Source organism: Xenorhabdus miraniensis (genome assembly GCF_002632615.1).
In genome coordinates this window covers 145426-157492 of the sequence record NZ_NITZ01000011.1, presented here as the reverse complement: position 1 = coordinate 157492, position 12067 = coordinate 145426, and the positions used below count along the sequence as shown (strand labels likewise).

At 39.1% G+C, this 12067-nt stretch carries 11 protein-coding genes and 3 pseudogenes; 11 read left to right on the top strand and 3 right to left on the bottom strand.

From position 1 onward, the window contains the following. The first annotated feature begins 541 nt into the window (after positions 1 to 541). A complete protein-coding gene (locus Xmir_RS23480) occupies positions 542 to 748 on the top strand; it encodes a hypothetical protein (protein WP_145956894.1) in 207 nt (68 codons plus the stop codon). A gap of 49 nt (positions 749 to 797) precedes the next feature. Then, a pseudogene (locus Xmir_RS12270) lies at positions 798 to 1220 on the top strand (RNA-guided endonuclease InsQ/TnpB family protein); the annotation flags it as partial. A gap of 78 nt (positions 1221 to 1298) precedes the next feature. Here Xmir_RS12270 and Xmir_RS28875 read toward each other — a convergent pair. Then, positions 1299 to 1772: pseudogene (locus Xmir_RS28875) on the bottom strand (transposase). Between the two features lie 363 nt (positions 1773 to 2135). Next, positions 2136 to 2849, bottom strand: a complete 714-nt coding sequence (locus Xmir_RS12260; protein ID WP_099114521.1) for a LexA family protein — start codon at positions 2847 to 2849, stop codon at positions 2136 to 2138. 100 nt (positions 2850 to 2949) lie between these two features. On the opposite strand from Xmir_RS12260, the gene Xmir_RS12255 reads away from it, so the two are divergent. From Xmir_RS12255 to lldD, 9 genes and pseudogenes are all read left to right on the top strand, one after another. Continuing rightward, the gene (locus Xmir_RS12255) at positions 2950 to 3171 is read left to right on the top strand and encodes a Cro/CI family transcriptional regulator (RefSeq protein ID WP_099114520.1); all 222 of its coding nucleotides are present in this window, start codon (positions 2950 to 2952) and stop codon (positions 3169 to 3171) included. An 85-nt stretch (positions 3172 to 3256) separates the two neighbouring features. After that, entirely contained in the window at positions 3257 to 3706 is a 450-nt protein-coding gene (locus Xmir_RS12250; protein WP_099114519.1) for a DUF2335 domain-containing protein, read from the top strand. A 212-nt stretch (positions 3707 to 3918) separates the two neighbouring features. Then, the gene (locus Xmir_RS12245; RefSeq protein ID WP_099114518.1) at positions 3919 to 4461 is read left to right on the top strand and encodes an NADAR family protein; all 543 of its coding nucleotides are present in this window, start codon (positions 3919 to 3921) and stop codon (positions 4459 to 4461) included. Positions 4462 to 4805: 344 nt separating this feature from the next. Continuing rightward, positions 4806 to 5567 carry a thioesterase II family protein gene (locus Xmir_RS12240; RefSeq protein WP_099114517.1) on the top strand — a complete coding sequence of 254 codons (762 nt, stop codon included), beginning with the start codon at positions 4806 to 4808 and terminating at the stop codon, positions 5565 to 5567. Between the two features lie 301 nt (positions 5568 to 5868). Next, positions 5869 to 6477: an RBBP9/YdeN family alpha/beta hydrolase gene (locus Xmir_RS12235; protein ID WP_099114516.1), complete on the top strand. Its 609-nt coding sequence runs from the start codon at positions 5869 to 5871 to the stop codon at positions 6475 to 6477. A gap of 250 nt (positions 6478 to 6727) precedes the next feature. Next, positions 6728 to 7510, top strand: a complete 783-nt coding sequence (locus Xmir_RS12230; RefSeq protein WP_099114515.1) for a polysaccharide lyase — start codon at positions 6728 to 6730, stop codon at positions 7508 to 7510. 167 nt (positions 7511 to 7677) lie between these two features. Next, a pseudogene (locus Xmir_RS34025) lies at positions 7678 to 7931 on the top strand (LysR substrate-binding domain-containing protein); the annotation flags it as partial. Between the two features lie 423 nt (positions 7932 to 8354). After that, entirely contained in the window at positions 8355 to 9935 is a 1581-nt protein-coding gene (locus tag Xmir_RS12220) for an L-lactate permease (protein WP_099114514.1), read from the top strand. A gap of 39 nt (positions 9936 to 9974) precedes the next feature. Further along, positions 9975 to 11117 (top strand): FMN-dependent L-lactate dehydrogenase LldD, encoded by a 1143-nt coding sequence (gene lldD, locus Xmir_RS12215; protein ID WP_099114513.1) that lies wholly within the window; start codon positions 9975 to 9977, stop codon positions 11115 to 11117. A 150-nt stretch (positions 11118 to 11267) separates the two neighbouring features. Here lldD and Xmir_RS12210 read toward each other — a convergent pair whose 3' ends face one another. Further along, positions 11268 to 12056, bottom strand: a complete 789-nt coding sequence (locus Xmir_RS12210) for a PhzF family phenazine biosynthesis protein (protein WP_099114512.1) — start codon at positions 12054 to 12056, stop codon at positions 11268 to 11270. Positions 12057 to 12067: the final 11 nt, after the last annotated feature.

Here is a 12067-nt window from a genome sequence, read left to right as displayed (position 1 = left end):
TATTTTGGAAAATCCGGCATTCATGCCTTTTAATTCCGGTATGCGATGAAAAAGCGATGAGTTTATTTTTTTCCTAAAAAAACAAGAAAAAGTCATACATAATAAGGTCATTTATTGGTGAGTGCAAAATTGATCTTATTTTTTGTATTGAGAGTTTTTAGAGGTTCCCTAATGTATATATTAGAGAGAAATGAAATTATAGTTATTCATGAGAAGAGGTTTAAGGTCGTTTTACCCTTAGTAAAGGGGTACTGCTATGCAACTTAATAACTGTAACATTAACTTGCTGATTTTTATAATGACGCAAATCTGCCTCACCTTTTGTCTGCCACTCAGCCAAATTTTCGACTCAGTACAAAGAGAGCATCTGAAGAATTTTTTGCGGTTGATTCCTTTATTAACGGTATGGATGAGGGTATAGAGATTTTCACTATACCTTTTGCTTTCATATTTACAGGGTTACTTAATGTAACTGAGTGCGTATTTAATTGATTGATTTTTATGATGATCAAAAATCTTGACCATCTATAGGCGGTGGAAAATGGCGCGAAGAAAACAAAAGAACGCACTATCGATAGTCGTCATGGTCACAGGGAAATCTTTTTACTGGCAGAGCTATCAGTTCTATCACTCAATAACTATCCTACTGCTATATTTCCAGCATCTTGGAGTGGTTGGCCGCACCGCGTTCTGTCCAGAGCGTAAACTGACTTGTATGTTTACTAACCAACCCAAAACTATTGGGTAGCCTTTTAAGTTCTTGTTAACTGAACCTCTTAAAGAGGGGCAGTCCCTCTCTCTGTGACGATGGCAAAGTAATGCCGGCGTCTCTGGATGTGCCCGATGTGAACAAGATTACCGGATGTGATCTGGGCTTAACCCACTTTCTTATTCGCTCAGATGGCAGGAAGCTGGCAAATTCCTGCTATCTAATCCGTGCCAGCAACAATCTACGGCGCAAGCAAAAAGCACTTTCCCGAAAGCGAAAAGGGAGTAAAAATCGGGATAAATTGCGTTTAATTGTTGCTAATTGCCATGAAAAAGTTACTAACGCCCGTGCAGATTTCCAGCACAAATTGTCCCGACAACTCATTGACGAAAACCAAGTGGTGATAGTCGAGACCCTGAAAGCGAGCAATATGCTCAAAAACCGCAGATTGGCACGTCATATTGCTGATGCCGGATGGAACCGCTTTGTGACGAAGCTCGAATACAAAGCCAAAGCAGTGGCCTGTGAAGTGGGAAGCCTAGCCCGATAGAGGGTGTCGTAAAAGGGTTGAGGTCATTTTTTCAACGTATCAAATTGAACCCATATCCCCTTTTTTAGTGCCTGTTATTTGTACGAATAACAGGCTGAAAATCACCCATAATATCAGAGCCACTGCTCTTGGTAAGTTATAGGCCATTGCATGCAAGGTAAATTCCAGCTTTACTGCTGACAATCCCTTACGCCGAAAGCGTTCCAGCCCCTGAATTCCCCGCAATGCTGAAAATACCGGTTCGACTATGCTCTTTCGTTGACTCAATATCTGTTTTGACTCAGGGTTAGCCATATGTCAACGAAGTTCATCCCGCTTTTCATCTTCCGGATAGCGTTTTATTTTTCTCCCACCTTTGGCCTGTGTACATTGGACTTTTTGCCTGCATGGGACGCAATTGGCACGGCCATAAACCCAATAGCCTCGCGTTTTTTCCGATGTGGCCACGGTGCTTTTCAGGGATGATTGATGGTGGGCAGGACAGGTATCACTGTCTTGCTCAGCATTATAGATAAATAACGATTTGGGGTGGATTTTTCGGGGTTCTGTCGGTTGGTGTTTTCAGAGCAAAACATCCGGTTTTGATATTTTTGTGTCTCCGCAATCACCGCGTCATGGAAATAACCGGCATCCAATAACGATTTGTCCGGGTGATATCCCGATAAATTAAAATTCTGCGCCAATAAATCCGCGATAACCTGTGTTTCACTGGACGGATCTGCGGTCTTGGCGACGATAATACGCCCAGTGTTGACTAAAACAGACGGTTTATAGGCAGTTGAAAATCCCTTTCCCCGCTAGAGTTTCTGGACGACCGCGTCGATAGGGCGGGGAGCAGTCACCGATGTAATTGGCACAATAGTTCTATATTATTATTCAAGGCAGTTCCCCAATCTTTGCTTCTACAACTACTCCGATAATATGCACATGGTTATTCAGGGGAATCATATTATATTGGGTATTCAATGGCTTTAAAAAAGTATCATATCCCTCAGTGATCAATTGTTTGAAAGTGGGTTCTTTTTCACCATCAAGTTTTGCTACGACCAAGTTATTGGTTATAGGTTTCACTTCTGGGTCAACTAAAATGATCATGCCTTGTGGTACGCTTAATCCATTTGGCGACACCATCGAATCTCCTTTGACTTCCAACCAAAAAGCACGTTGTGAACATTCGATAGAAGCTTCGTAACTCTTTTCGATGTCGTTTGTATGATATTTAGGCGTTGGCTCTTCGCACCAATGATCTACATTTACCCATTCGAGTAGTGGATATTGTTTTTGAGGATTTGAATGAGCTGAAAATGCAACATTATCCCCATAAAGAACAGCTACGAGTTTCCTTGCCTGTTTATCCAGTGATGGACTGAAATCTGCAATTCTGACGCCCAATTTTTGGGCAAAATAGGTTGCCATCTCTAAATTAAGGGCATTGATGCCATTGAGATAGTGTGAAATCGCACTTTGAGTCTTGCCAATTTCTTCTGCAAGTATTTCTTGAGAGATGCCAAGTTGTTTTTTCTTAGACTCAAAGAGTGCTTTTAAGCGTGCGGCATCTGCAAGCTGTTCTGCTGTGAGTTTCTTTTTCATGAACTCATTTTAATACCAATGCTATTGAAATGATAAATACTAAAAGTATTGAAATATTTAGTACTTTAGATATTATTTTGAAATAGACAGGAGGAACGGTATGGAAAAAATTCCATTATCAGAATATGTAAAATTAAATGGCCAGGCCAAAACAGCACTTTTGGTTGGTGTTCATCAAACGGCGATTAGTAAGGCATTGCGAGCTGGGCGTAAAATATTTTTGATTCGTCAAGAAGATGGAACTTATAAAGCGGAAGAATGCCGTCCATTTCCGAGTCAAAAGCCGGCTGCACTACAGGAGAAAAAAATATCAAAAGTATAATTAATTCGTCTAAATTATAGGTTGGGCTTAGTTATTTCGCTGATTTTATTAAGATGTTTTTTGTGTATATTGCTCAGGAGAGAACATGAATTCTAACATTCGTCATTATTTCAGAGTGATAGGGAGTATTCTTGATATCATGCCCGCAAACGATTATCGCGATACTTTAAATATTGACTCAACCAGTGTAGATTTAATCGAGGATCAGGTGGTTTCTTGCTGTTCATCCTTCCCATCCCCTGATGCCTTAAAAAACTATGAGGCCATTCTACCTGGTTGTGCAGAAAGAATATTTTCTTTCAGAGAAAAAGAGCAGGCTTTTCGCCATGAAAAACAGAAAAAAGCAGTTGATGGCCTGATAAGCCGGGACAAAAGAGGGCAATGGATGGGCTTTTCTATCACCATGTTCATCTTAATTATTGCTACTGTTTTTGCATTGAAAGGAGAAATGTTATTTGCTGGCACTTTAATCACTGTCGATTTGGTCGGATTGGTTGCCGTTTTTGTTATTGGACGAAGAGCAAATATCAAATGATTTCAAGATAATATGATAATTTATTCAGAAAACATGTAATTATTTTTATTTGCCATTTTTTATGTTTGTTACTTTTATTCAAACTTATATTTTAAGTTCTTATTCCATATCAATAAAACTGCTGGGATATTCATCGACAAATATAAAAAAAATTGTATGATAGGAGCGTATTTATGTATTTAAGATAAATTAGCGCCTTATAGAGAGTTAATATGGATATTAAAACACTATGTGATTTATACCAATCAGGAAAAAAGCTGAAATATCTTTTTTTCTGGGGGCATAAAACCAATCATGCCAACCACATAACCAAGTCTTGTTTAAGCCAGTGGTATCCAGTTCAATTTACTGTTCATGATGTAAAATATGCAAGTGCAGAGCACTATATGATGGCAGGAAAGGCTCGCTTGTTTAATGATCTCGACACTCTGGAAAAAATTATCAATGCTAAAAATCCAGGTGCAGCGAAAGCATATGGCCGAGAAATCCGTGGTTTTAACCAATCGATTTGGGATGAACATCGATTGAAAATAGTGATTGAGGGTAACCTGGCAAAATTTTCCCAGAATAAACCACTGGCAGAATTTTTATTAAATACTGGGGATAAGATATTAGTTGAGGCTAGCCCTGTTGACCGTATCTGGGGAATCGGTCTGGCAGAAGATACGCCCAATATACAGAATCCCCTGATGTGGGATGGCCTGAATTTATTAGGATTTGCGTTGATGGCTGTACGTGAAAAATTGAAAACATAAGATAAACGGTAGAGTCCAACTGGATGGGCTCTATCGCCTTATATCTTTCATTCTGATTTTTTCCTTTAACTTCAGTTAAATGGCGCTGGCCCTCTTAGATATTCCCTCATTGACTGTCGTGTTGTAATTTTATATCTAACCAATAATTATAATTTAATCAATCTATTCTGTTATAGAAAAATAAATCAATAGTTATTACTCTGTATTTAATGAGTATCTTTCATTTTATCTTCTTTTCTCTTTGTAAAATAATATTGTCAAGGAGTTATGATATCGATAGAACAACTTAGTCCATTTCCTGTTAACATGAAGCGTCTCATTTATATAACTAGAGGAACTTGATTTTGTTTAATTCAGTTTTATTTCCTGTGATTAAAAGACCTGAAGCTGGAATGCAGTTGATATTTCTACACCATGCCGGAGGCTCTTGTTTTTCTTATGTGGAATTGGCTCGCAAATTGCCGGAATTTATTGAGGTCTATTGTCTTGAGCTTGCAGGAAGAGGAACACGTGCTTCTGTGTCTTTTCAAACAGATGCTGAAAGTGTACTGTCCGATATCCTTGCTTCGATAAAGCATTTGAGGCTAGGAGAGGATAAACCTTTACTTTTATTCGGACACAGTATGGGAGCAGAACTTGCCTATCAACTTGCTCATCGGCTTGAAAATGAAGCACCCGAAAGAAAGTTATCTCTTGTTATTTCAGCCCGAGGCTGCGCTGATCCTGAGGATTTGAAAAATAAGTCACATGAGGAATATTCTGATAATTATGTATTGAACATACTTGAACAATGCGGGGGAACGCCTTCAGACGTCTTAGCTGACCCTGAATTACGTAGCTACTTAATTGAAATAATGAGGAATGATCTGATTTTACTGGATTCTTTGTCTAAATTTCCCAAAGTAAAACTAAATGCTCAAATTTACGTAATAGGAGGCCGTCAAGATAAAAGAGTGCCTATTTCCCGATTAGCGGAATGGGAGCGGGTATTGCCTGCACCAATAAAACAACAGATTTTTACGGGAGGGCATTTTTACTTGTTTAATAATGATGAAGTGATCTCTTGGCTTGGAAAACAAGCCAGAGAGCTGGTAAGACAAGATTAGGCCTGTTACTTCTGATATTGTCTTAGGGTTAATGTTTAATTGATATTATTAATTTATCCGGTGATGCCAAACAAGGAAGTGGTCACAATGTCAAGGTTAAAACAGTCAATTTATCAGTCAGGTTTATCGCTTTGAATATCAGTGTCTTTGGTACACTTTCTTTTGGGAATATGTTGAGCGGTTTGTGTTTATTTTGATCAATTGTAAAAAGGAATAGTATTGACTTATATCAGTCACAACTTCTTAATAATAAGCTGTTTTATCTCCATTAATGGATGAATTTTTCAGTAAGGTAAGGTCAATGACAATAGCAACGACGAGCAGTCACGATTTGTTTACTGGCAAAAAAATAATTATTGTTCATGGACATACAGCATCACCTTCATCACATTGGTTTTCTTGGTTAAAGGAAACGTTAACTGAACAAGGTGCAGAAGTGAGTGTACCTGCGATGCCTGAATCATCAGCACCTCAACCTGAAGCATGGGCTGATATGTTGATGGATATCGTGCCAATGGCAGATAAGGATACGATTTTTATTGGTCATAGTCTCGGTTGTATCACTATATTGCGGCATTTGGAGGCGATAAGAGCGATATCCCCTTATGTTGGTGGATATATTTTGGTTTCTGGATTTGATTCTCCTCAAACCACTTTACCAGAGTTGAATTCTTTTACTGCCGAGCCATTGGATTATGCTTTTTTACGTGGAATGACAGAACACCGTGTTTCGATCATTTCTTCTAATGATGAAATTGTTTCACCGCAGTCATCCCATGCTTTGGCTCATTCGTTGCAGACTAAAGTGATTAATGTTGATAATAGTGGTCATTTTCTTGATAGAGATGGTTTCACTCGCCTGTTACCGGTTTATGATGCTCTAAAAATCATGGTATCAGATTCAGAATAGAAAGATGATGTTTCTCTGAACCTCCGGTTTATTAGTTTTAATCTGGGGGTTAGGTGTTTGTACATATTAAATATAAAAGACCAATGAGTTATTTTAAATAGAGAAGGGTGATTATAGAGTTTGACTATGATTTAAAATAGAGACAATATGAAAATATGTTTTGGAGAAGTGGTATTCTTCTTGAATTTGATTTTTGTTGTTTTAGTGTCTTATGTGGAAATAAAAATATATCTTATATAAGGAGTCAATTATGGCACCAAGGCATTCATCCTCTGTTTCCGATGCTAATAATACTGATTTAATTAATGTGGATTTTGAATATAAAGTAGGAAAATACACATCTAAAGATTTTAAATCTGATTGGGGAATCTCACCTACTTCATCATCTGGGCTTAATCAAGGTCGGTTAAATATTGTTATTGATCCGCAAGATGATCGGAACAAAGTATTAGAACTGACTTATCTTGCCAATACGGTTGGTTCTAAGGCCGGAACCTCATTCAATGCACCAATAAAAGGTAAGTATGAAGCATTATGGTTGCAATATGATGTAATGTTCAGTAAGGATTTTATGTGGATTAAAGGCGGGAAATTGCCGGGTTTGTCTGGCGGAGATCATCCTTCAGGATGCGTCGATAATGATAGTTTTGATGGTTTTAGTAGTCGCTTAATGTGGAGAAAAGAAGGGGAGTTATTTGGTTATCTTTATTATCCAGAAAAAGAATCCCAGTGTGGTGATTACGTGAAATTAAATACCTCTTTAAAGAAAGGAATTTGGTATACACTGACACAATATGTCAAGCTGAATAGTATCGGCAAACGTGATGGTATCTATATACAATATGTTGATAATAAGGAAGTGTTAAGACTGGATGATATTAAATTGAGAAACGAGAATAATGTTTTTATTGATGCGATAAAATGGAGTTCATTTTTTGGTGGCTCTACGTTGGATTGGGCACCACCAGTAGAACAATATGCTTATTTTGATAATTTTATTGTTAGTCTTGAAAAACCTAATAATGTTGAATAAAGCAATAAATAAGAAGATGCAAAATAAGTTTTATATTCTGATAATGTGTAAAAATAGGCTTATATTTTTTGGCTCACATGCCAGAGTATGTGAGCTGTTTGATATTTTTATTTGATGGTGAAAGATTTGATTTATTATTTGGAGAGTTTACACTATCCGTCTAAAATGAATTTTGCCGCCTGCATCCGAAATTAAAAGTAGAAATGCGGTTAGAGAACCATTGTGTTGATTTGGTTAATGAAGGCATCGATTTGGCAATTCGTACTGGCACGATATCAAATTCTAGTTTGATAGCCAGACCCATTTTGAATTCACGCTGAGTAATTGTCTGTTCTCCTGCTTATCTGGAAAAACATCCTCAACCACAGTCTGCGAAAGACCTTCTCGACCATAATGCCTGGCCTATACCCATCAAGAAAGTGATATTAGGTGGGATTGCGATGGTGCCGCGTGTCATTTAATCCCTAAAAATTATAATGTTAATTGAACATATTATGGCCTCTTATAAAAAGATCAGCCATTATTTCTAAAATCTTTCTCTGTTGAGTGGTTAATAACTGACAGAGATTATGTCATTTTTAGATATAGTCTATTGAAATTTCATGCCTAATTAATGTGAGGTATACGCTGCTTTATCTTAAATTTTTTTATATCTAACTGATTTTTAATGATTTAATCTTTTCGCTCAATGCAATTAAGGAACTGCCGATTTATATGATTTCTAGTTGTTAAAAGATCACAGCGTAGGAGCTTAGGAAAAGTTGTGATTATAATGGCATTGTTATGAAGAATTAACCTTTCAGCTACATTTCTTATTCTATAAAAATAGTTACCTGAGGATCCTATGCCCTTATTTTTCAGCATTGCTCCGATTGTCCTGTTGATTTGGATGATGACCAAACGTAAAGGTATTCCATCCTACATTGCTTTATCCCTGACAGCGATAATTGTTTATTTCATACAATTATTTTGGTTTGAAGCTCAACCTATCTTATTGAATGCCAATACTATTACAGCGTTGGTCTCTGTTTTTACACCTATTACGATTATTTTAGGTGCAATTTTGCTGAATAAATTGATGCAAATCAGTGGCGCTGAAGATGTTGTACGCAATTGGCTGGAAAATATCACTCCTAACCCCGTCGCTCAATTAATGATTATTGGTTGGGCTTTCGCTTTTATGATTGAAGGAGCCAGTGGTTTTGGTACTCCGGCTGCGATTGCTGCCCCCATATTGGTCGGTTTGGGGTTTAATCCATTGCGGGTTGCCTTGCTGGCTTTGGTGATGAACTCTGTACCTGTTTCTTTCGGGGCGGTAGGAACACCAACTTGGTTCGGTTTTGCCAATCTGGGGCTGACTGATGATAATTTTTTTGAAATCAGTAAATTGACCGCACTTATTCATTTTGTTGCCGGTTTTGTTATCCCGTTGTTGGCACTACGATTTATTGTATCGTGGCAAGAAATTCGTCAAAACATGCTGTTTATCTTCTTAAGTGTCCTGAGTTGTACAGTACCTTATCTGTTGCTGGCTCAGGTTAATTATGAATTCCCGGCCCTGGTCGGCGGAGCTATTGGGTTGGCTCTGTCGGTATTACTGGCTCGCATGGGTATCGGTATAAAACGCTACGAAAGAAAAAGTTCCGGGCAGGCTGTGCCTTTCAACAAGGTTGTCAAAGCCATGATGCCGACTTTGTTATTAATTATGATCCTGATTATTACCCGCATTCACCAATTAGGGATCAAAACATTGCTGAATAATGCTGAGGCCAATTGGCAATTTAATTTAGGTTGGTTAGGTGATTTAAGTATCAGTAAATCTTTAATTGTAAGTTGGCAACACGTGTTAGGAACATCTGCTTCCGCCAGCTATAAGACGTTATATGTACCGGCAATTATCCCATTTCTGTTGGTGGTATTGGTATGTATTCCCCTTTTTCGACTTAATTGCCACCAGGTCAGGCAGATGTTCTGTGAAACAGTCTCACGTATTTTTAAGCCATTTATTGCGTTGTTTGGTGCGTTAGTGATGGTCAATATGATGATGTTAGGGAATGAAAATGCACCTGTCATTATTATTGGTAAAGCATTAGCCACAATGACCGGGGAGAGTTGGCTTCTGTTCTCTTCATTTCTGGGAGCATTGGGTTCATTTTTCTCAGGTTCTAATACGGTTTCTAATCTGACATTTGGCGGGATTCAGCATTCCATTGCGTTGAGCAATGGGATGAATGTCAATTTGATGTTGGCACTGCAATCTGTTGGCGGTGCTATGGGCAACATGGTTTGTTTAAACAATATCATTGCTGTTTGCTCTATTTTGGGGATAGCGAATGCAGAAGGCCAGATTATGAAGAAGACGATTATACCTATGCTGGTCTATGGGGGAATTGCGGCTGTAATGGCTATAATTCTGGCATCTTAAAAAATGTGCGAATAACTTTTCAACATTAAGGTACATATTATGATTATTTCCGCTTCAACTGACTATCGGGCTGCAGCACAGGATAAGTTACCGCCTTTTCTGTTTCATTATATTGATGGCGGAGCTTATGCAGAGCATACCCTTAAACGCAATACCACTGATTTATCCGATATTGAATTACGCCAGCGAGTATTGAAAGACATGTCTGAATTAAGTCTGGAAACCAGCTTATTCGGGGAAAAGGTGTCAATGCCGGTGGCGCTTGCTCCTGTGGGATTAACGGGGATGTATGCACGTCGTGGTGAAGTACAAGCTGCACGTGCTGCGGCAAAAAAAGGAATTCCATTTACTTTATCAACGGTATCAGTATGTCCGATTGAAGAAGTTGCGCCAGCGATTGATCGTCCAATATGGTTTCAGCTCTATGTTCTGAAAGATCGTGGCTTTATGCGCAATGTGTTAGAACGGGCGCAGGCCGCGGGAGTCAAGAATCTGGTTTTTACTGTGGATATGCCTGTTCCTGGCGCACGTTATCGTGATACCCATTCTGGAATGAGTGGCCCGAATGCGGCGATGCGTCGTGTTTTGCAGGCAATGACTCATCCTCGGTGGGCGTGGGATGTAGGGTTATGGGGTAAGCCACATGATCTGGGTAATATCTCTGTGTATCGTGGCCAACCGACTAAATTAGAGGATTATATGGGGTGGTTGGGAAGTAATTTTGATCCTTCAATTTCGTGGAAAGATTTGGAGTGGATCCGTGATTTCTGGAAAGGGCCAATGATTATTAAAGGTATTCTCGATCCAGAAGATGCTAAAGATGCTGTGCGTTTTGGTGCAGATGGCATTGTGGTTTCCAATCACGGTGGACGCCAACTTGATGGTGTTCTGTCAACGGCACGTGCTTTACCTGCGATTGCAGATGCAGTCAAAAATGACATTACCATTCTTGCTGACTCCGGTATTCGCACTGGATTGGATGTGGTAAGAATGATTGCTCAGGGGGCTGATAGTGTTCTTCTGGGGCGTGCCTTTGTTTATGCGTTGGCGGCGGCAGGTGAAGCTGGTGTTTCCAATTTGCTGGATCTGATTGATAAAGAGATGCGGGTCGCGATGACTTTAACGGGGGCCAGATCAATCCGGGAGATTAATTCCGATTTGTTGGTTCGTCATCAAGATTAATGGCAAATTTCTGCCATTATTGGTCAGCAGAGGTTATTCTGCTGGCCGTATAGCGCGCTAATCATAACGAAGCACTAAACGATTATAGGCGATATAATTTTCATCTGTTGTGACTTCGTGTTGATTGTATTTTTATTAAAAATTAATGGGTTATATGTTTTCGAGTAATATTTTTCCATGCGAGAAGAGTTTCGCTTTACCTGTCAGATAAACACGATCACCATCTGTTCTGCATAATATTTCACCGCCTCGTTCGGATAATTGACGGGCACGTAGCTCATTTTTATTCAGTCGTTTTGCCCAGAAAGGAGCGAGCACACAATGGCTGGAACCTGTAACCGGATCTTCATTAACACCTTTAGCTGGTGCAAAAAAACGTGAAACAAAATCGGTGGGTGAATCACCGAGGGCGGTAATGATAAGCCCAGGCAAAGGAAAGGACACAATCTTATCAAAATCAGGTTGGGTATTGATGATTTGTTCTGCGGAATCTAAAACACAGACGTAGCGATCATGTGAGACGAACACTTCAGAAACCTTTTGCCCCAAAGCATCTTGCATGACAGGGATGAGAGTTTTTTCTTCATAACAATCAATGGCAGGGAAATCCAGTGTAAAAACATCATGTTCATGAGAGACGCGAAGCTCACCGGAAAGGCTCTTGAAGGTGAGCCGCTCATCTTGATTGTTGCGGTATTTTATAAGAACAAATGCAGTTGCCAGTGTTGCATGTCCACATAAACTTACTTCGATTTTCGGTGTAAACCAACGTAGATGGTTTTCTACCAGAAATGCAGTTTCTGGCAGGCCAATTTCAGCAGCGATGGAAATCAATGTTTCATCTGTTGGCCACTTATCTAACAAAACAACAGCAGCAGGATTACCGGAAAACGATTTTTCTGTGAAGGCATCGACATGGTAAATAGGGAATGAATACATCAGAATCTCAT